This window comes from Microbacterium protaetiae, assembly GCF_004135285.1.
Taxonomy (GTDB): Bacteria; Actinomycetota; Actinomycetes; order Actinomycetales; family Microbacteriaceae; genus Microbacterium; species Microbacterium protaetiae.
The window spans coordinates 127,501-145,194 of record NZ_CP035494.1; the positions used below are offsets into that span (position 1 = coordinate 127,501).

Annotated in this window: 18 protein-coding genes; 7 read left to right on the plus strand and 11 right to left on the minus strand. The window is 70.5% G+C overall.

Going from position 1 to position 17,694, the window contains the following annotated elements; all coding sequences use genetic code 11:
• Positions 1 to 23: 23 nt before the first annotated feature.
• Genes hutI through hutH form a run of 5 tightly spaced genes read right to left on the minus strand, consistent with a single transcriptional unit; the run spans position 24 to position 6,881 of the window.
• A complete protein-coding gene (hutI, locus tag ET475_RS00620) occupies positions 24 to 1,205 on the minus strand; it encodes an imidazolonepropionase (RefSeq protein WP_129385061.1) in 1,182 nt (393 codons plus the stop codon).
• On the minus strand, positions 1,202 to 2,470 hold the full coding sequence (locus ET475_RS00625; RefSeq protein ID WP_242497712.1) for a formimidoylglutamate deiminase: 1,269 nt from the start codon (positions 2,468 to 2,470) through the stop codon (positions 1,202 to 1,204). The genes hutI and ET475_RS00625 overlap by 4 nt, the downstream gene beginning before the upstream one ends.
• On the minus strand, positions 2,467 to 3,684 hold the full coding sequence (locus ET475_RS00630) for an allantoate amidohydrolase (RefSeq protein WP_129385063.1): 1,218 nt from the start codon (positions 3,682 to 3,684) through the stop codon (positions 2,467 to 2,469). Before ET475_RS00630 ends, ET475_RS00625 begins: the two co-directional genes overlap by 4 nt.
• A gap of 3 nt (positions 3,685 to 3,687) precedes the next feature.
• Positions 3,688 to 5,346: a urocanate hydratase gene (gene hutU / locus ET475_RS00635; protein ID WP_129385065.1), complete on the minus strand. Its 1,659-nt coding sequence runs from the start codon at positions 5,344 to 5,346 to the stop codon at positions 3,688 to 3,690.
• Positions 5,343 to 6,881, minus strand: coding sequence for a histidine ammonia-lyase (hutH, locus tag ET475_RS00640; RefSeq protein ID WP_129385067.1), 1,539 nt, complete (start codon positions 6,879 to 6,881; stop codon positions 5,343 to 5,345). The genes hutU and hutH overlap by 4 nt, the downstream gene beginning before the upstream one ends.
• A gap of 52 nt (positions 6,882 to 6,933) precedes the next feature.
• On the opposite strand from hutH, the gene ET475_RS00645 reads away from it, so the two are divergent.
• Positions 6,934 to 7,698, plus strand: a complete 765-nt coding sequence (locus tag ET475_RS00645) for an IclR family transcriptional regulator (protein ID WP_422879926.1) — start codon at positions 6,934 to 6,936, stop codon at positions 7,696 to 7,698.
• On the opposite strand, the gene ET475_RS17715 is transcribed toward ET475_RS00645, so the two are convergent.
• The 3 genes from ET475_RS17715 to ET475_RS00655 form a co-directional block, all read right to left on the minus strand.
• Entirely contained in the window at positions 7,626 to 8,156 is a 531-nt protein-coding gene (locus ET475_RS17715; RefSeq protein ID WP_165310662.1) for a hypothetical protein, read from the minus strand. The genes ET475_RS00645 and ET475_RS17715 overlap by 73 nt on opposite strands.
• Before the next feature lie 107 nt (positions 8,157 to 8,263).
• Positions 8,264 to 8,740 (minus strand): YbaK/EbsC family protein, encoded by a 477-nt coding sequence (locus tag ET475_RS00650; protein WP_129385069.1) that lies wholly within the window; start codon positions 8,738 to 8,740, stop codon positions 8,264 to 8,266.
• A gap of 315 nt (positions 8,741 to 9,055) precedes the next feature.
• Positions 9,056 to 9,946 (minus strand): endonuclease domain-containing protein, encoded by an 891-nt coding sequence (locus tag ET475_RS00655; protein WP_129385072.1) that lies wholly within the window; start codon positions 9,944 to 9,946, stop codon positions 9,056 to 9,058.
• A gap of 371 nt (positions 9,947 to 10,317) precedes the next feature.
• Between ET475_RS00655 and ET475_RS00660 the strand changes: the two genes are divergently transcribed.
• The 4 genes from ET475_RS00660 to ET475_RS00675 all read left to right on the plus strand — a co-directional run bounded on the left by ET475_RS00660 (position 10,318) and on the right by ET475_RS00675 (position 14,431).
• Entirely contained in the window at positions 10,318 to 11,385 is a 1,068-nt protein-coding gene (locus tag ET475_RS00660; protein WP_129385074.1) for a Glu/Leu/Phe/Val dehydrogenase family protein, read from the plus strand.
• Between the two features lie 130 nt (positions 11,386 to 11,515).
• Positions 11,516 to 13,108, plus strand: a complete 1,593-nt coding sequence (locus ET475_RS00665; RefSeq protein ID WP_129385076.1) for an AMP-binding protein — start codon at positions 11,516 to 11,518, stop codon at positions 13,106 to 13,108.
• 187 nt (positions 13,109 to 13,295) lie between these two features.
• On the plus strand, positions 13,296 to 13,610 hold the full coding sequence (locus ET475_RS00670; RefSeq protein WP_129385078.1) for a putative quinol monooxygenase: 315 nt from the start codon (positions 13,296 to 13,298) through the stop codon (positions 13,608 to 13,610).
• A complete protein-coding gene (locus tag ET475_RS00675) occupies positions 13,607 to 14,431 on the plus strand; it encodes an MBL fold metallo-hydrolase (RefSeq protein ID WP_129385080.1) in 825 nt (274 codons plus the stop codon). Before ET475_RS00670 ends, ET475_RS00675 begins: the two co-directional genes overlap by 4 nt.
• Before the next feature lie 29 nt (positions 14,432 to 14,460).
• Here the strand turns inward: ET475_RS00675 and ET475_RS00680 are convergent, their stop codons facing one another.
• From ET475_RS00680 to ET475_RS00690, 3 genes are all read right to left on the minus strand, one after another.
• Positions 14,461 to 14,895, minus strand: coding sequence for a MarR family winged helix-turn-helix transcriptional regulator (locus ET475_RS00680; RefSeq protein ID WP_129385082.1), 435 nt, complete (start codon positions 14,893 to 14,895; stop codon positions 14,461 to 14,463).
• Positions 14,892 to 15,233, minus strand: a complete 342-nt coding sequence (locus ET475_RS00685; protein ID WP_165310665.1) for a VOC family protein — start codon at positions 15,231 to 15,233, stop codon at positions 14,892 to 14,894. Before ET475_RS00685 ends, ET475_RS00680 begins: the two co-directional genes overlap by 4 nt.
• A 66-nt stretch (positions 15,234 to 15,299) precedes the next feature.
• Positions 15,300 to 15,833, minus strand: a complete 534-nt coding sequence (locus ET475_RS00690; protein WP_129385086.1) for a PadR family transcriptional regulator — start codon at positions 15,831 to 15,833, stop codon at positions 15,300 to 15,302.
• An 80-nt stretch (positions 15,834 to 15,913) separates the two neighbouring features.
• Between ET475_RS00690 and ET475_RS00695 the strand changes: the two genes are divergently transcribed.
• A complete protein-coding gene (locus tag ET475_RS00695) occupies positions 15,914 to 16,909 on the plus strand; it encodes a glycoside hydrolase family protein (RefSeq protein WP_129385088.1) in 996 nt (331 codons plus the stop codon).
• Positions 16,910 to 17,188: 279 nt separating this feature from the next.
• The gene (locus ET475_RS00700) at positions 17,189 to 17,572 is read left to right on the plus strand and encodes a helix-turn-helix domain-containing protein (RefSeq protein WP_129385090.1); all 384 of its coding nucleotides are present in this window, start codon (positions 17,189 to 17,191) and stop codon (positions 17,570 to 17,572) included.
• The last annotated feature ends 122 nt before the right edge of the window (positions 17,573 to 17,694 follow it).

The window sequence follows — 17,694 nt, forward strand, 5'->3', positions numbered from 1 at the left end:
CGGCACGATTCTTCGACGGACCCTCAGAGCCGCTGACCGTCCTTGTAGACGGCATGTACGAGCGGCACGCCCGGCCGGTAGGCCAGATGCGTGCGGCTGGGCGCATCCAGCACCACGAGATCGGCCCGGGCACCGGCAGTGATGACACCGATGTCGTTGCGCCGCAGCGCGCGCGCACCGCCGGCGGTGGCCGCCCACACGGCTTCAGGCACCGTCATCCCCATCTCGCGCACCGCGAGCGCGATCATCAGCGGCATCGAACTCGTGAAGCTCGTACCGGGGTTGCAGTCGCTGGCCAGCGCCACTCTCACTCCCGCATCGATCAGCCGACGGGCGTCGGGGTAGGGATGCCGCGTCGAGAATTCGACGCCCGGCAGCAGGGTCGCGACAGTGTCGCTGCCGGCCAGGGCGGCGATGTCGTCATCACTCAGGTAGGTGCAGTGGTCGACGGATGCCGCGCCCAGCGCCACGGCGAGCTGTACACCCGCGCCCGGGCCGAGCTGATTGCCGTGCACCCGCGGACGCAGGCCGCGCGCGAGCCCTGCCTCGAGCACGCAGCGTGACTCGTCGGCCGTGAAGGCACCCGTCTCGCAGAACACGTCGATCCATCGCGCGTGCGGCGCGCATGCCGAAAGCATCGCACCGCACACGAGCTCGACATAGGCCTCGCGCGCATCGACGTATTCGGCGGGCACGACATGAGCGCCCAGAAACGTGACCTCGGGCGTGACCTCGGCCGCCAACCGCGCCAGCCGTGCTTCGTCGTGCACGGTCAGACCGTATCCGGTCTTTATCTCGAACGTCGTCGTTCCCTGCGCGTGCAGTTCGGCAACCAAGCCGATCAGGCGCCGCCGCAATTCGTCGTCGCTCGCCGCCCGCGTGGCGGTCACCGTCGTGCGTATGCCGCCGGCGGCATACGGCTGTCCCGCCATGCGCGCGGCGAACTCGTCGGCACGGTCGCCGGCGAACACGAGGTGGGTGTGGCTGTCGACGAAGCCCGGGATGACCGCCCGGCCCGCGGCATCCACGACCGCCGTTGTGCCGCGCCGCGCTCGTTCGACGACCGGATCATCGGCCGGCCCCACCCAGGCGACGCGCGAGCCCTCACACAGCACTGCTGCGTCGGTGAGCGTGGCGCACGGGTCGCCAGCAGCCTCGACGTTCGTCGTCAACTCGCCGATGTTCGTGATCAGCGTCGCGGTCATGGCGCCTCCCTGCGAGTCAGTATGCCGCCGACGATGGTAGATGTGACATCCGCCGCGCGTGCCACGAGCGGCAGCTGCCCGATGTCGGCATCGCGCGTGCGCGACGTTGCGGCATCCACCTCGACGGCATCGAAAGGGATGCCGGGGCGCAAGCCGACGCGCTCGGACCACCCGGGCAGCCCCAGCGCCCGCGCCCCGCCGGCCGACCCGGCGTGCCACAGCTGCGCGGGCGTGAAGATGCCGCGTCGCTGCGCGCGCAGCCGCTGGTCGAGCTCGAGTCGCGCGAGCTCTTCAAACGGATCGATGACCGCGTGCTGGTCGGATCCGATGGCGAGCGTCGCGCCGGCCGAGAGCAGTTCGGGGGCGGGACCGATGCCGTCGCCGAGGTCGGCCTCGGTCGTGGGGCACATCACGACCGAAGCGCCCGCGGCCCCCAGCAGGGCGATGTCGTGTTCGGTCAGGTGCGTCGCATGCACGGCCGACAGGGTCGGGCGCACCAGGCCGTGTTCAGCCAGCAGCGCCGTCGGCGTGAGTGAGTACGCCTGCCGGCAGGCGTCGTTCTCGGCCGGCTGCTCCGACACGTGCACATGCAGCGGCACGTCGGCCGGCAGCTCCTGCCCGATCACGGCCAGGTCGGCGGGAGTCACCGCCCGCACCGAGTGGACGGCGGCGCCCACCGACACGAGGGGCCCGGCCACCGCCTCGCGCAGCGCGTGCCAGCGTTCAAGCCAGGCGTGCACATCGCGGTCGCCGAACCGGCGCTGTCGGTCGGAGAGATCGTGCCCCACTCCCCCGCGCAGGTAACACGTGTCCAACAGCACGAGCCGGATGCCGGCGGCCACCGCCGCCTCGGCCAGAGCCCGTTCCATCGCATGGTCGGGGTAGGCCGTGCCATCGGGCCGATGGTGCACGTAGTGGAACTCGCCGACGGCGGTGTATCCGGCATCCCGCATCTCCACGAACACGCGCTCGGCGAGCTCGCGGTATGACTCGGGGGTCAGTTCAGCCGCCGCCTGGTACATCTGCTCGCGCCAGACCCAGAAGTCGCCGCCGCCACCGTGCGTGCGTCCGCGCAGCAGGCGATGAAAGGCGTGCGAGTGCGCGTTGACAAACCCCGGAACCACGACACCCAGCCGGGTGTCGCCGGGTTGTGCGGGAACACCCGAGGTCACGCCGACAACGACCCCCTCGCGCGCGGTGATTCGCACATCGTCGGCGAAGGCGCCGTCGACCAGTGCCGCCCGGCAGTGCGCCGCGGTGATCACGGCGCACCCGCCAACTCGTGCAGTGTCGCGGCAAGCGCACGGGCACCGGCCTCGCAGTCTTCATCGCTCGCGCCCTCCTCGGGCGCGTGCGAGACACCGGTCGGGTTGCGCACGAACAGCATGGCCGTGGGCAGGTGCGCCGACAGGATGCCGGCATCGTGCCCGGCACCGGTGGGAATGGCCGGCACCGCACCGAACTCGGGCGCCAGGGCCGCAGTGACCCGCGCCGTCAGGGCCGCGTCGAAGTCGACCCGTGAGGTGAACGATTCCTCCTGCGCCTCGAGCAGGCAGCCCTCCTGCGCCACGGCTGCGCGGGCACCGGCGATGACGGTCTCGAACAGCGCGCGCACGTCGTCGTCACGGTCGGCGCGCAGATCGAGCCAGGCCTCCACGCGCGACGCTATGACGTTGGTGCCACCGGGGATCACCTGCAGCTTGCCGATCGTGCCGCGGGCTTCCGCATGCCCGCGCGCCGCCTGCTGCACCGCCAGCACGACGCGGGCGGCCGCGACCACAGGATCGGCGCGCTGATCCATCCTCGTGGTGCCGGCGTGGTTGCCCTGGCCGGTGATGGTCAGATGCCAGCGCCCGTGTGGAATGATCGCCGCGGCCGTGGAGACCGGGATGCCGCGGTCGACCAGGTCGCGCCCCTGCTCCACGTGCAGCTCGACGAATGCCGAAACTCGCGCGAGCCGTGCCGGATCGGCGCCGACCCGTGCGGGGTCACGACCGGACTCCCGCCAGGCGTCGGCGAGCGTCGTGCTTGCGGCATCCACCCGCTGCAGCGTGAGGGCGGCGTCGACCGATCCGGTCAGCAGCCGCGTGCCCAGGCAGGGCAGGCCGAACCGCGACCCCTCTTCTTCAGCGAACGCGCACACCGCGATCGGGCGTGCCGGCGCGAAGCGGGCGCCCCGCAGCTGCGCGACGGCCTCGAAGGCGGCGGCGATGCCCAGCGGACCGTCGTAGGCGCCGCCCCCGGGCACCGAATCGAGGTGGCTGCCGGTGGCCACCGCCCCGGCGCCCGGCTCACCCCACCACGCCCACAGGTTCGCGTTCCCGTCTTCTTCCACGGTGAGGCCGAGCTGCTCGGCGCTGCGGTGAAACCATGCCCGCAACGGCGCGTCGCTCGCGTCGAAGAGGTGGCGCGAGTAGCCGCCGCGCTCGGCGTCACGGCCGATGTCGGCGATCTCGGCGAGACGTGCGGTGACGGTCATCGTTCACTCCGTCGCGAGCATCGGCACCTGCAGGCCGCGCTCGCGCGCCACCTCGCGGGCGCGCGGGTATCCGGCATCCACGTGCCGCATGACTCCCGTGCCGGGGTCGTTGGTCAGCACGCGCGCGAGTTTCTCGGCGGCAAGCTCGGTGCCGTCGGCGACCGTGACCTGACCGGCGTGGATCGAGCGGCCGATGCCCACCCCGCCACCGTGATGGATCGACACCCAGCTCGCTCCCGACGCGGTGTTCAGCAGGGCGTTCAGCAGCGGCCAGTCGGCGATGGCGTCAGAGCCGTCGGCCATCGCCTCGGTCTCGCGGTACGGGCTGGCCACCGAGCCGGCGTCGAGGTGGTCGCGGCCGATCACGATCGGGGCGCTGAGCTCGCCCGCGGCGACCATCTCGTTGAACTTCAGCCCGGCCAGGTGCCGCTCCTTATAGCCGAGCCAGCAGATGCGGGCCGGAAGTCCCTCGAACTCGACGCGCTCGCGCGCCCGCTGAAGCCAGCGGTGCAGCGCGGCATCCTCGGGGAAGAGCTCGGTGATCGCCTGATCGGTCTTGTAGATGTCTTCGGGATCGCCCGACAGGGCCGCCCAGCGGAACGGGCCCTTGCCCTCGCAGAACAGCGGCCGGATGTAGGCGGGCACGAAGCCGGGGAACGCGAACGCCCGCTCGCTGCCACCCAGCTTTGCCTCGGCGCGGATCGAGTTGCCGTAGTCGAACACCGCCGCACCGACGTCGAGGAATCCGACCATGGCGTCCACGTGCGCCGCCATCGATGCCCGCGCACGCGCGGTGAATCCCTCGGGGTCGCGGGCTGCCTCGCGCTTCCAGTCGGCGAACGCGATGCCGGTGGGCAGGTAGGCCAGCGGATCGTGTGCGCTGGTCTGGTCGGTGACGATGTCGATCGGGATGCCGCGGCGAAGAAGTTCGGGGAACACCTCGGCCGCGTTGCCGACCACACCGACCGACAGCGCCCGGCCCTCGCTCTTGGCCGCGAGAACCCGCGCCACCGCGTCGTCGAGGTCGGTCGTGTATTCATCGAGGTAGCGCTTGGCGACGCGGCGGGCCAGCCGTGACTCATCGACATCGACGATGAGCACGGCCCCGTCGTTCATGGTGACCGCCAACGGCTGCGCGCCGCCCATGCCGCCGCATCCGGCGGTCAGCGTCAAAGTGCCGGCCAGCGAGTCACGACCGAGCGACCGCGCGACCGCCGCGAAGGTCTCGTACGTTCCCTGCAGAATGCCCTGGGTGCCGATGTAGATCCATGACCCGGCCGTCATCTGGCCGTACATCGTCAGGCCGAGTGCCTCTAGCCGACGGAACTCGGGCCAGGTGGCCCAGTCGCCGACGAGGTTCGAGTTGGCGATCAGCACCCGCGGCGCCCACTCGTGCGTGCGGAACACGCCCACCGGCTTGCCCGACTGCACGAGCAGCGTCTCGTCGGGCTCGAGCTCGTCGAGCGTGCGCACTATCGCGTCGAAGGCCTCCCAGCTGCGCGCCGCGCGCCCGGTGCCGCCGTAGACGACCAGATCGTCGGGATGCTCGGCCACCTCGGGGTCGAGGTTGTTCATCAGCATGCGCTTGGCGGCCTCGGCGCCCCAGCTCTTCGCGGTGCGCTGAGGACCGCGCGGCGCGGTCACCGGACGTGCTCCGTTCATGCGTGTTCTCCTTCGAATGCGGCGGCGCGCACGGCGCCGGAGAGGACGAGACCGGTGACGGTCTCGATGTCGGGGCTGACGAAGCGGTCATGGCCGGGTCCGGCCACGCCGCTGCTGCGTACCAGGTCGCGCACCGCGCCGGTGCCCGGACCGGGCTGCAGCGGCGCGCGCAGGTCGAGCGCACGAGTGCCGGTGATGACCTCGATGGCCAGCACCCGCGCGAGCCCGTCGATGGCACGACGCAGTTTGCGGGCCGCCGACCAGCCCATCGACACGTGGTCCTCCTGCATCGCCGACGAGGGGATCGAGTCGACCGAGGCGGGCACCGCAAGACGCTTGAGCTCGGAGACGATGCCGGCCGCCGCGTACTGGGCGATCATGAGACCCGAATCGACGCCGGCCTCGGCGGCGAGGAACGGTGGCAGCTCACGGTTGCGCGCGACATCCAGCGCCCGGTCGGTGCGCCGCTCCGAGATCGATGCGACGTCGGCGACGGCGATGGCGAGAAAGTCGAGCACATACGCGATGGGTGCGCCGTGGAAGTTGCCGTTGGACTCCACCCGTCCGTCGAGGGTGACCACGGGGTTGTCAACGACCGCCGACAGCTCGCGGGTGGCGATGAGTCGGGCGTGGTCGACGGTGTCGCGGGCGGCGCCGTGCACCTGGGGCGCGCAGCGCAGCGAATAGGCGTCTTGCACGCGGCCGTCCTCGGGCCCCTTGTGGCTGGCCACGATCGGCGAAGAGCCCAGCAGGGTGCGCAGGTGAGCGGCGCTGGCGGCCTGCCCGAGTTGCGGGCGCAGCGCCATGAGGTCTTCAGCGAAGACGGCATCGGTGCCCAGTTGGCTTTCGATCGACAGTGCGGCGCAGACGTCGGCCGTGTCCAGCAGCACCTCGAGGTCGGCGAGGGCCAGCAGCAGCATCCCGAGCATTCCGTCGGTGCCGTTGATGAGGGCGAGGCCTTCTTTCTCGGCCAGCACGAGAGGGGCGATGGATGCTGCCTCCAGCGCGGTCGCGGCATCCATCTTCTGTCCGTCCACTCGCACGTCGCCCTCGCCCATCGCTGCCAGGGCGACATGGGCGAGAGGTGCCAGATCGCCTGAGCAGCCCAGCGATCCGTACTCGCGCACGATCGGCACGATGCCCGCGTTCAACAGCGCCGCGTAGGTTGTGACGACCTCGGGCCGCACGCCGGTGCGCCCGCTGGCCAGGGTCTGCAGGCGCAGCAGCTGCAACGTGCGCACCACCTCGTCTTCGACCTCGGCGCCGGTGCCCGCCGCGTGCGAGCGGATCAGGCTCGCCTGCAGTTGGCGGCGCCGCTCGGGCGCGATGAAGGTGGTGGCCAGGGCCCCGAACCCGGTGGAGACACCGTAGTGCGGCGCCGGGTCGTCGGCGAGCTGCTCGATGAGTGCACGGCTGGCGGCGACGCGCTCGAGTGCAGCGGGGGCAATCTCGACGCGGGCGCCCTCGCGCGCCACGGCGACGACCTGGGCGGGGCTCAGCGGCGCGACGCCCACGGTGACGGTGCTGGAGGTCATGGTCTGATTCCACACCGTGGCTGGCCGCGGCGGTAGCGGGCTGTGGCATCCTGTGTCTGTGATCCCAGACAAGGTGCCCGCGGCCGATCAGACGCTGCGGATCCTCACGTTCCTCGCCCGGCAGCGCGGGCCAGTGGCCGCCCGCACCCTGGCCACGCAGCTGGGTCTTCCCCGCTCGACGGTGTATTTTCTGCTCGGCACGCTCGAGGCGCACGGGTTCGTCGTGCATCTGGAGCGCGAGCGCCGGTGGGGCCTGGGCACCGCGGCGTTCGAACTCGCCGGCGGCTACGCGCGGCAAGAGCCGCTGGCCCGCCTCGGACGGCCGCTGGTGGCCTCGCTCGCCGACCGGGTCGGCGAGAGCGCGCACCTGGCCGTGATGACGGGGCGTGACGTGCTCTACATCGTCGAAGAACGCGCGCCGCGGCGCCCGGCGCTGGTCACCGACGTGGGGGTACGGCTGCCGGCGCACCTGACCGCGACTGGCCGCGCCATGCTCGCGGCGCTCCCCCGCGAACAGGTGCGAGCCCTGTACCCGGATGCCGCTGCCTTCGCCGACCGCACGGGCCGAGGACCCGCCCGCCCGAGCGAGCTGCGCGAGCTGCTGCGCCTGGCCCGCGCCGACGGGTACGCCGTCGAAGACGGTGAGGTCACCCTCGGCATGCGTTCGGTGGGAGCGGTCGTGACCGACCATGCCGGCTGGCCGGCGGCCGCGATTGCGGTGACCTGGTCCGAGGATGCCGGTCTTCAGGCGGCATCCCTCGCCCACGAGGTGCGGGCCGCGGCGACCGAACTGGCCCGCCGCATCTCGGGGCGGTGAGGGCGCTGTTGCCGCCTGGCGGATCGGTGATCAGCGGATCGGTGATCAGCGGCTGGCGGCTGGGCGGCTGCGGGCTGGGCGACCGGCGGCTGGGTGGCTGCGGGCTGGGCGACCGGCGGCTGGGTGGCTGCGGGCTGGGCGACCGGCGGCTGGGTGGCTGCGGGCTGGGCGACCGGCGGCTGGGTGGCTGCGGGCTGGGCGACCGGCGGCTCGGTGATCGGCGGCTCGGTGATCGGCGGCTCGGCGACCGGCGGCTCGGCGACCGGCGGCTCGGCGACCGGCGGCTCGGCGACCGGCGGCTCGGCGACCGGCGGCTGGGTGGCTGCGGGCTGGGCGACCGGCGGCTCGGTGATCGGCGGCTCGGCGACCGGCGGCTGGCGCCCGGCGGCTCGGCGTTCATCTCGCAGGACGTTTTGCCCCCACCCCGGCGACACGCCGGGCGACACGCCCGGGATCACCAATCCATCCTGCGAGCCGAACAGCTGGCGGGCGGTGGGGTGCCGCGCGGCCGGCCGTCCCGAGCCGGCAGGGCCCGCACCGGCAAGGCCCGAGCGTGGCGCGGTGGTCAGTCGACCCGCTCGACGGTGCCGTGCGTCAGGTGCACGAGCTCGGCGAAGGTGAGCGGGAAGACGGCGTGCGGCGTGCCCGCGGCGGCCCAGATCTGCGGGTGCTCGGCCAGTGCCCGGTCGACAACCGTCGTCAGCGGCGTGGGATGCCCAGTCGGAGCGACACCGCCGATGGCCTGACCGGTGGCCTCGCGCACCTGCTCGGGCGTGGCACGCTTGATCTTCTGCCTTCCCAGCCGCTGGGCGAGCGCGCTGGTGTCGACGCGGTGGGCGCCACTGGTCATGATCAGCAGCGGTTCGTCGTCCGACCAGAAGACGAGGCTGTTGGCGATGGCGCCGACCTCGACCCCGAGCGCCGCGGCGGCCAGCGGCGCCGTCGCGGCGGAATCCGGCAGCACGACGATCTCGCCGGTGATTCCGGCCGCCCGCAGGGCAGCATCGACGAGGCGGGTGCGGGTGGGGAGCTGGTCGGGCATGGTGTCAGCTTAGGGCGGCCTCGGCGCGGCATCCGTCCCCTCTCGGCGTTCGTCTCGCAGGACGATCTGGTCGCCAAGCGGCGACACGCCGCCAGACACGCCCGGGATACCGATTCCATCCTGCGAGACGAACGGGCCAGGGCGGATGCTGCTGGTCGCCAGACGGCCGGGCCTGCAGATGCGGTGGGCCGGCCGAGACGAACGGGCCGGGCCGGATGCTGCTGGTCTGCAAACCGGGCGGGGCGGATGCTGCCGGTCGGCAGACGTGGCGGGGCGGATGCTGCCGGTCGGCAGACGGGGCGAGGCGGATGCTGCTCAGGCGGCGTGCGCGCGCAGCAGTCCAGCAACCGCGCGCACGACGTCGTCAGAGTGCCAGAAGATGTCCTCGGCGATCGGCCGGTAGGTGACAAGTCCGCGGGCGGCGGCAGCCTGATCCCGGCGGTGGTCCTTCTTTCGCTGTTTCCACGTGGAATGGTGCGCCTCGCTGTCGCATTCGACGATGAGCCACCCGTCGACCAGAAAGTCGACCCGCCCCACGCCCGGAATCTCCACCTGGCTCTGCACCCGGCACCCCAGCCGACGCAGGATGAGGCGCATCATGCTCTCCGCGCCCGATTCTGCTGCGGCATCCAGGTGCTTGCGCAGCACGCGCAGCCGCCGCGGGAGCGCCGCGAACACTTCCCCCAGCCCATCGTCATCGATCAGGCCGAGGTGCAGCGCCGAATCAAGGCTCGCGATGGCCGCGCGAACCGGCTGGCACAGCACCGCCTGCGTCAGGCACTCGACGATCTCTGAGTTGCCCCAACCGTCCGGTCCGGTCGGCACCCAGTGCACCCGGATGTCGCGGCCGACGCTGCGCAGTCGGCTGCTCGTGCGGGGCACAGCGAGGTGCAGTTCGGTGTGTTCGAGCACGAACACGCCCCAGCGTGCGAGCTCCGACACGCAGCACATCCGCCCGCCGATACGGCAAGCATCGACGACGTCGGCGGGCGCCTCCGGCGACAGGTAGGCGTTCTCGCGCGCACGGATCAGGGATCCACTGACCACACCCGCCGTCAGCGTGCGCGGCTTCCACCCCGTTCTGAGAAGCTCGCGGCGAGTCCGCACCGGCCAGTGCAGAGGAACCGGCTTGTTGTCGTCGCGGCAGCGGCGCACGAAGGCGTCGGGCGCGGCCGCGCGCTCGGTGCGGTCTTTGTGCTGCAGCATCCTTCGATCGTGTCGGGTGCAGGTGCGCCGTCGGCCGCTTCCGCACGATCTGTGGACAACTCGCGCCTGGGGAGGAGACGATGAACGACCCGGCCGTGTTCGGTTCGCAGGACGATCTGGTCCGAGGGCGGCGAGACGCCGCCCGACACGCCCGGGATACCGATTCCATCCTGCGAGACGAACGGAGCAGTGCGGGACAGGGCGGATGCCGCGGAACAGGGCGGATGCCGCCGGAGCGGGCGGATGCCGCAGCGCGGCCGAAACGCCGCCCCACACCATCTCTGCCTGGTCAGGGCACAATGGAAGGGGATGCCGCGAAGCGGCGGCATCCGCCCGCACAGAGCCCACAAGGCCAGCCGAAAGAGGTCGCGATGACGCACACCCTGCCCCTGCCCGATTTCACCCACGAGCGCGTGGAGGTGATCACCGGCCCACGCAGCGGCCTTTTCCTCACCGTCGCCCTGCACTCCTCTGCTCTCGGCTCCGCGCTCGGGGGCGCCCGACTGTGGACTTACCCGCACTGGAGCGACGCCCTCGGCGACGCGCTGCGCCTCTCGGCGGCGATGACCCTGAAGAACGCCGCGGCAGGCCTGGACGCCGGCGGCGGCAAGTCCGTGCTGCGCCTGAAACCGGGCGAGACGCTCGACGCCGATCGGCGTCGCGCCGCCTTTCTCGACCTCGGCGACGCGGTCGAATCCCTCGGCGGCCTCTACCGCACCGCCGAAGACGTCGGCTCGACGGCCGAAGACATGCTCACCGTCAGCGAGCGCACCGCGCACGTGGTCGGCCTGCCCGACACCGCCGGCGGCGCAGGTGAGCCCGCCGGTCCCACAAGCTTGGGCGTCTATGAGTCGCTGCGGGCCACACTCGAGCGAGTGACGGGCTCCCCCGATCTCGCCCAGCGCCGCATCACGATCTCGGGACTGGGTCAGGTCGGCAGCCGCCTCGCGCAGCGCCTCGCCGGCGAGGGTGCCCTGCTGACGGTCACCGACGTGAACCCGGCCAAGAAGGAGCTCGCCACACGCCTGGGCGCCACCTGGGTCACGCCCGGCACCGAGCAGCACGTGCCCGGCGACGTCTTCGTGCCGGCCGGCATCGGCGGCATCCTCGACGACGAGACCATCGACGCCCTCGCGGTGAAGGCCGTGTGCGGACCGGCCAACAACCCCCTGGCCGATCGCAGCGGAGCCGCGCGGCTGGCCGCGCGCGGCATCCTCTATGCTCCCGACTTCGTCGTCAACGCCGGCGGCGTCATCTACCTCGATCTCGAGGCCACACACCACGGCACACGCGACGAGATCATGCAGCGGGTCAGCGCGATCGGCGACACGCTGCGCCGGATCTTCGACGAGGCCGCATCGGCCGGAACGAGCCCGTTGGATGCCGCGGAGAAGCTCGCGGCGCAGCGGCTGGAGGCCGCGCGCTCGGCGCGGGTCTGACACCTCAGCATGTGGACCGAGTCTCACGGTGCGTGGGACTCGGTCCACATGGCATGATGGACGCAACCGGCGACGACGCCGGTGGCCGGCACCAGCACCGGTAGGCACGAAGAATCAAGGGAGAAGCCTCGTGTTCCACAGCCCGTTCCCCGACGTCGAGATTCCCGAACTCAGCGTCTACGACTACTTGTTCGGCGACCTCACCGCAGAAGACAGCGCCCGTGTCGCGCTCATCGATCCGGCCACCGGTGCCGAGACGAGCTATGGCGCGCTGAAGGCGCAGATAGATGCCTTCGCCGGCGCTCTGGCTGCACGCGGCGTCGACGCCGACACGGTCGTGGGCCTCCTCTGCCCGAACGTCCCCGCGTTCGCCACGGTGTTCCACGGCGTCCTGCGTCTGGGCGCTGCCGTCACGACGTTCAACTCGCTGTACACCGCCGGCGAGATTCAGAAGCAGATCGAGGATGCCGGGGCCACATGGCTTGTCACGGTGAGTCCGCTGCTCCCCCACGCCGCCGAGGCCGCCGCGGCCTGCGGCATCCCGAACGACCATCTCATCGTGCTCGACGGAGCCGACGGGCACCCGAACCTGCGCGAACTTCTCATGGAGCAGCGCACGCCGCCCGAGGTGAGCTTCGACCCGGCCACCCATCTGGCCGCGCTCCCCTATTCGTCGGGGACGACCGGCATTCCCAAGGGCGTCATGCTCAGCCACCGCAACCTCGTCGCCAACGTCGAGCAGTCGCGGGTGAACATCGACCTGAAGGCCGACGACCGGGTGCTGGCGGTGCTGCCGTTCTTCCATATCTACGGCATGACGGTGCTGCTGAACCTCGCGTTGCGCCAGCGCGCGAGCCTGGTGACGATGGTGCGCTTCGACCTGCAAGAGTTCCTGAAGAACATCCAGGACTTCGGCTGTACGTACCTGTACATCGCTCCACCGATCGCCGTGGCGCTGGCCAAGCATCCCATCGTCGACCAGTACGACATTTCGACGGTGCACTCGGTGTTCTCCGGTGCCGCCCCGCTTGACGGCGACACCGCCGAAGCGGCCGGCCGGCGCATCCATGCCCGCATGATGCAGGGGTACGGCCTGACCGAGACGAGTCCGGTGACCCACGCCATGCCGTACACCCGCGACGACATCCCGGTCAGCTCGGTGGGCACGCCGTTGCCGAACACGCTGTGCAAGATCGTCGATCCCGACACCGGCGAAGAGATCACCGAGTTCGGAGAGGACGGCCAGACGCGCCCCGGCGAGCTGTGGATCAAGGGCCCGCAGGTCATGATGGGATACCTGAACAAGCCGGATGCCACGGCCAACGCCATCGACGCCGACGGATTCTTCCACACCGGCGACGTGGCCACGGTCAACGAGGGCGGTTGGTACACCGTCGTCGATCGGGTCAAGGAGCTCATCAAGTACCACGGCTACCAGGTGCCGCCCGCCGAGCTCGAGGCGCTGCTGCTGAGCCACCCGAAGGTGGCGGATGTCGCGGTGATCGGTGTGCTCGACGACGAGAAGCAGGAGATCCCGAAGGCGTTCGTCGTGCCCGCCGCGGGCGTCGAGCTGACCGAAGACGAGATCAAGGCGTTCGTGGCCGAACGGGTCGCGCCCTACAAGAAGGTGCGCCGGGTCGAGTTCGTCGAGGCGATTCCGAAGTCGAGCTCGGGCAAGATCCTGCGCAAAGACCTGCGCGCCCGCGAGAACGCGCCCGCCTGAGGTAGGTCTCGCGCCGACGGGCCCGGCGTCGCGCCGGAGGCGGGCGGCTGGGAGCGGCGGGTGGCTGGGCACGGCCGCCGCCCGGGCCGGCCGCCGCCTGGGCCTGTCGGCCGCCTGGACACGGCCGCCGCCCGAGCCGGCGACGGTGCCCGGGAACGAGGTCGTACCTGCCGAGTAGCCTCGGGTGATGGTCTTCATCAACGCGGGCACGCTCGGCACTCTGCCCGGCAAACGCGACGAGCTCCTCGCCCTTCTCACGCTGCGCAGCGATCACCTCGCCGAGATCGGGTGTCACGCCTACGAGGTGGGCGTCAACGACGACGAACCCGACACCGTGTTCGTCGTCGAGTTGTGGGACACCGCCGACGCGCACCGAGCGTCGCTGACCCAGCCCGATGTGCAAGCGGCCATCGCACAGGCGCGGCCGCTGCTGTCGGGCGAGTTCGGCGGGTTCAGGTTCGATGTCGTCGGATCTCCCCTCCGGGACGGGCAGCAGACGTGACCACCGATGGGCTCGTTCAGTGCAGCACCTGCGGTGTCGAACGCGACAGCGCAGATCTTCCCGAGTGGTGCCCGATCTGCGTCGACGAGCGGCAGTACGTCGACCCCGGTGGCCAACGCTGGGTGTCGCCTCCTGCCGATGCCGTCATCGCGTTGGCCGAACTCGAGTCAGGGTTGTGGGGGCTTGAGGTGTCCGGCGGCGTCGGCATCGGTCAGTTGGCCAAGGTGGTGGTGACGGATGCCGGAACCGTGATGGTCGACGTGCCCGCGGCCATCACCGCCGATGCCGTCGCGGCCGTGCGCGCCCTGGGTCCGATGCGGGCCATCATCCCCTCTCACCCGCACATGTTCGGCCTGCAGTCGCTGTGGTCACAGGCTCTCGATGACGCCGCGATCTACGTGTCGGCGGCCGATGCCGATTGGCTGGGTCGGCGCCCTGCGGCGCTGCAGCTGTGGGAGGGCTCCATCGAACCCGTGCCCGGCGTGGTCGCCTCCCAGCCGGGCGGGCACTTTCCGGGCAGCAGCGTCGTGCACTGGACCGGCACCGATGGCGCCGGTGTGCTGTTGTGCAGCGACACGATCATGGTCAATCCCGATCGCCGGACCGTGTCGTTCCTGCGCTCCTACCCGAACCGCCTTCCACTGTCGGCAGCAGTGGTCGAGCGGATCGCCGCCCACGTCGACCGCTACGACTTCGACCGCGTCTACAGCAACTTCGGGCTGCGTATCGCGCATGACGGCAAAGCTGCGGTCGCGGCATCCGCCCGCCGCCACGCAGCGTGGGTGCGCGGCGAGTTCGACCACCTCACCGGGCCCGGGTAGCCTCAGGCCGCCGGCGCACGGCGAAGAGGTCACGCGGTGGCGTCGCGCAGGCGCGCCAGCACGGCGACGGCGTCGCGCAGCCGGTCTTCATCGACGGCCGTCGCGGTCTGTTCCGCCCACGCGCGACGGCGAGGCTCGATGCGTGCGAGCGCCTCACGGCCGTGCGCCGTCAGTTCGACGAGGAACGTGCGCTTGTCCTCCCCGGTGCGGGCGATGTGTCCGCTGCGCTCGAGACGTGTCACGCTCTCGCGGATGGTCTGCCGCGTCAGTCCGCGCCTGCGGGCGATCTCGGCCGGAGTCAACGGCCCCTCCTGCAGTGCACCGAGCACGAGCCCACGGGCGGCGCTGAGTCCTTCGGGGCGCGTGACCTCGTCGCCCGCGTCGAGAAACCGCCCGGAGAGCGCAAACACGTGGTCGACCCGACGCGTCACGAGCGCGCCCGAGTCGTCGAGCAGCGCGGTCATTGCGTGAGGCAGACGAGGTGGCCGTCCGGTTCACGCACCACGGCCGTCCATTCGCCCCAGGGCTGTTGTTCCGGCGGGTCTACCACGGTGCCGCCGGATCGCTCCCAGGTGCTGCACGTCTCATCGAGATCGGCGACGCGGAAGCTCAGCGCGACCGAAAGGTCGCTGGGCCGAGAAGAACGCTCGTGCAGAAGGATCTCGATGGTCCGGTCACTCAGGCGCGTCATCTGCGGCCCGGCCTCGGTGGTCAACCCGAGCAGATCGCGGTAGAAACCCACTGCGGCCTGCGTGGACCGCACGGAGATGACGATCCGGTGGAGCGCTGTCTTCACGTTCACCCTCTTGACAAGCACTTGTCAAATAGGTCAAGACGCGGAGGCCAGTCGCTGGACGCGCGCACCGGGTCACCGCCAAGCCAGCGACCCGTCTCGGATCCGGTCGATGGTGCGCTCGATCCACGCCGCATCGTGGCGGAGCCTGTCGAGATAGTAATGGGCTTCGATCATGTGCAGCTGAGACGCGTCGACGCGCTCGAGGGTGTCCGCCAGTAGCTTCTGCTCGATTCGGATGCGCTCACGGCGAGCCCGGAGCGCGTCGATCGCGTCGTCAGGCGCGAGGATGCCGATGTAGGCGAGGGCTGTCATGAACACGGCGTCACTGGAGAGTGAGCTGCTGCCAAGCTCCGTCGCGACCCGCTCCGCCAGCGCATCGCGCCCTGCTTCGGTCGTCGACAGGGCTGACGTCTGCTGCTCGACCTCTTCCACCCAACCCGCCCGGGCCAGTGTGTTCAACAGGGTGTAAACGGTGGCATTTCGCACGCGCAGGTACTCATATCGCCGGCGAAGCTCAGCGAACACCGCGTAGGGATGGCGCGGCTGCTCGACGAGTAGACCGAGGATCGGCAGCACGAGGGGGTTCGCGAGCGCGTTCGTGGGCACGACTCCAGACTAGCGATATTTGACCGTATACGGCTATGTCCTCTATTGTGATAGCCGTATACGGTTATTAGGGAGGCGCTGTGATCTTTGGAATCTGGCCGGGGGTCGTCAACGCCGACCTCATCGATTTTCGCCCGTTGGATTGCCCACCCGAGGACCCCGCGCGAACACTTCAGGCGATCACGGAGTTGCAGAGTGACCACGCGCGCTTCCTTGTCCGCTGCTACCGACACTTCGGCAGGCGCGCCGGCGACCGCGGCGACGCGGCCGAGACACCCTCCGATCCGGAAAGGTACCTCGGCCAGGGCAGGCAGATCGACCTTGTCGCCTGCTATCAGAACGCGGTCCCAGACCCCGACGGATTCGCCGCATTCGTCCGACAGGCAGTCCGAGACGTCGCACGGTGGGGCGGAGGCGCCGTGCAGGTGGGGGAAGAACCGAACATGCCTGCACCGCAAGACGGCGGCTTCCCGGGATGCTTGGATGCGATCGCCGCCGGAGTGACCGCCGCCGTTGATGAGCGCACTTGTCTCGATGCCGAGGTGCAGATCGGCGTGAACTGCGCAGGCCTTGCCGATCCCTCTTTCTGGCGGCAGCTGGCCGACGCTCTCGGTCCAGACCGCCTCCGTGACCTCGACTACATCGGCCTCGACGCCTTCCCCGACGTGTTTCGCCGCATCCCCGAAGATCAGCTCCCTGGGGCAGTCAGATTTCTCGTGGAGTCGTTGCGCCGAGTCACCACAGAGGTCGGAGTACCCGAGCGGATCCCCATCCACATCACCGAGACGGGATGGCCCACCGACCGCGAACGCGATGAAGCGACTCAGGCACGCGTCATGCTGACGGTGGCCACGACCATTCTCGACTCAGACCTCGGTGTGACCGCGTATGAGTTCTTCGGCCTGCGCGACGGCCTCACCGCCGGCACGTGGCACAGCCGGTTCGGGTTGCTCCACGACGACTACACGCCCAAGCCGGCCTTCGGGGCCGTCCGAGATCTCATCGCCGCCCGACAAGGCGGCACGGCGGACGCGCGGCAGACTAAGGCTGGCCCCCGGAGTCGAGAAACTGCGTGAGCTGGTCGCGGGTGGCCTCGAGGCGTCGCGCCTTGGTGTCCATCTCGTCGCGGATCTCAGCGACGCGCTGCATGAGCGCCCCGCAGTCCCTGGCGAAGCACCAAGGCGCCCGTCCCTTCACGCAGCGTGAACTCGCCGAGGCGGTCGGCGCTCTCACCGGCGTGCCGCCGGTCTCGCTTCCCCGAGCGCTCAGAAGCCCGATAAAGGAAGATGCCCCCGGCAAGCAGGGGCATCTTCCTTCGGTGGAAGTTTCGAGAGTACGTTCCAACCCTGCCCCCGATGGCAAAGTCCCTGGTCAACGGGCTATCCGCAGGAACCACGATCGTCGGGCAGGGGCCGCGATCTGTTGCATCCACGTTGGTTCCGCACGCTCGACAGGTGCAGAAGCGGCTCGATGCGGCTTCGGTCGACGCCCTGGTAGACGGCTACCTCGCTGGTCAGACGGTGTACGAGCTGGCTGCCGAGTTCGGCATCGAACGCCGCACCGTAAGCGCGCACCTGCACCGGCGAGGCGTCCCGATGCGACGACGCGGCCTGTCGCTCGCGCAGAAAGAGGAAGCGTTCGCGCTGCGGGATCGTGGCTGGTCGTTGGCTCAGATAGGTGCGCGGTTCGACGTCTCGGCGGGGACAGTACGCAATCACTTGGCGTCGTCGGCGCGATGACCACTGCCGTCGGCGCTCGTCGGCCATAGGCCCGGGAGGCTTCTTCCCAGGCCAAGGACCTGGATGATGAGGCGCGCCCCGCAGCTCGCGCGTGTGCTCGGGGTTTGGGGGTGACCGTGGTG

Coding starts and splice junctions, on each gene's coding strand:
- hutI (WP_129385061.1), bottom strand. CDS start 1,205: ATGACCGCGACGCTGATCACGAACATCGGCGAGTTGACGACGAACGTC.
- ET475_RS00630 (WP_129385063.1), bottom strand. CDS start 3,684: ATGACCGTCACCGCACGTCTCGCCGAGATCGCCGACATCGGCCGTGAC.
- hutU (WP_129385065.1), bottom strand. CDS start 5,346: ATGAACGGAGCACGTCCGGTGACCGCGCCGCGCGGTCCTCAGCGCACC.
- hutH (WP_129385067.1), bottom strand. CDS start 6,881: ATGACCTCCAGCACCGTCACCGTGGGCGTCGCGCCGCTGAGCCCCGCC.
- ET475_RS00650 (WP_129385069.1), bottom strand. CDS start 8,740: ATGCCCGACCAGCTCCCCACCCGCACCCGCCTCGTCGATGCTGCCCTG.
- ET475_RS00655 (WP_129385072.1), bottom strand. CDS start 9,946: ATGCTGCAGCACAAAGACCGCACCGAGCGCGCGGCCGCGCCCGACGCC.
- ET475_RS00660 (WP_129385074.1), top strand. CDS start 10,318: ATGACGCACACCCTGCCCCTGCCCGATTTCACCCACGAGCGCGTGGAG.
- ET475_RS00670 (WP_129385078.1), top strand. CDS start 13,296: ATGGTCTTCATCAACGCGGGCACGCTCGGCACTCTGCCCGGCAAACGC.
- ET475_RS00680 (WP_129385082.1), bottom strand. CDS start 14,895: ATGACCGCGCTGCTCGACGACTCGGGCGCGCTCGTGACGCGTCGGGTC.
- ET475_RS00700 (WP_129385090.1), top strand. CDS start 17,189: ATGGCAAAGTCCCTGGTCAACGGGCTATCCGCAGGAACCACGATCGTC.